Consider the following 1,479-nt stretch of genomic DNA (forward strand, 5'->3'; position numbering starts at 1 on the left):
CGCCAGGTGACCGAGTTTTCGCAGTTCCGCGTCACGCGCCACTCCGACCTGGCGGTGGACGAGGAAGAGGTGAAGAACCTGCGCACCGCGCTGCGCAAGGGCCTGCAGCAGCGCCACTACGGTCAGGCGCTGCGGCTGGAGGTCTCGGCCGGTGCCTCCACCTTCCTGTCCGACTTCCTGCTGGAGCAGTTCGGCCTGCCCGAGGCCTGCCTGTACCGCGTGCCCGGCCCGGTGAACCTGGTGCGCTTGAACCAGCTCATCGACAAGGTCGACGCGCCCGAGCTGCGCTTCGAGCCCTACCTGCCCGGCTGGCCGCTGCAGCTCACGCCGGGCCAGTCCTTCTTCGAGCGGCTGCGCCAGGGCGACGTGCTCATCCACCAGCCGTACGAGAGCTTCGACGCGGTGCTGTCCTTCCTGCGCGAGGCGGTGGAAGACCCCGACGTGCTGGCGATCAAGCAGACCATCTACCGCACGGGTGCCAAGAGCGAGCTCATGGATCTGCTGCGCGAGGCAGTGCGCCGCGGCAAGGAAGTGACGGCTGTGGTGGAGCTCAAGGCCCGCTTCGACGAGGAAGCCAACATCAACTACGCCGAGCGCCTGGAGTCCGTGGGCGCGCAGGTGGTGTACGGGGTGGTTGGCCTCAAGACGCACGCCAAGATGCTGCTGATCACGCGCCGCGAGGCCGAAGGCCTGCGCCGCTACGCGCACCTGTCCACCGGCAACTACAACCCCGGCACCGCGCGCGTCTACACCGACCTGAGCACCCTCACGGCGGACGAGGCGCTCACCGCCGACGTGGACCAGGTTTTCCTGCATCTGGCCAGCCAGAACCGCCTTGCTCGGCTCAACAAGGCGCTGATCGCGCCCTTCCTGCTGCACAAGGCCATGCTCGACAAGGTGGCCGCCGCCGGCGAGGCCGCGTCACGCGGGCAGGACGCGCGCATCACGCTGAAGATGAACGCGCTCACCGACGAACCGCTGGCGCGCGCGCTGGCCGCGGCCTCGCAGCAGGGTGTGAAGATCGACCTCATCGTGCGCGGCGCCTGCGTACTGCCGGCCGGCGTGCCTGGCTTCACCGACAACGTGCGCGTGCGCTCGGTCATCGGCCGGCTGCTGGAGCATTCGCGCGTGTACCACTTCCGCGTGGGCGGCGAGGAAGAGGTCTGGCTGGCCAGCGCCGACTGGATGAACCGCAACATGCTGCGCCGCGTGGAGCTGGCCTGGCCGGTGACCGATCCGGCCCTGCGCCAGCGCATCGTGGACGAATGCCTCAACGCCTATCTGCACGACACGCGCGATGCCTGGCTGCTGCAGCCAGACGGCCGCTATGTGCCGGCCGGGCAGGGCGCCTCGGGGCGCCAGCGCCACCACTTGCAGTCGGCCCAGGCCAGCCTGATGGCCCGGCATGGCGGGAAAGGCTGAAGGCATGGCCATGACGGTGCGCGCCATGGACCTGATCCTGTGGCGCCACGCCGAAGC

Annotated in this window: 1 protein-coding gene; it reads left to right on the plus strand. The window is 69.4% G+C overall.

The genetic code is table 11. The annotated features are described in order from the left end of the window. Nucleotides 1-1,422, plus strand: a 1,422-nt coding sequence (gene ppk1, locus BGO22_RS16170) for a polyphosphate kinase 1 (RefSeq protein WP_286851735.1), incomplete at its 5' end; no start/stop codon positions are given. Nucleotides 1,423-1,479 lie beyond the last annotated feature (57 nt).

It is taken from the genome of Hydrogenophaga sp. 70-12 (assembly GCF_001897365.1).
Classification (GTDB): domain Bacteria; phylum Pseudomonadota; class Gammaproteobacteria; order Burkholderiales; family Burkholderiaceae_C; genus Hydrogenophaga; species Hydrogenophaga borbori.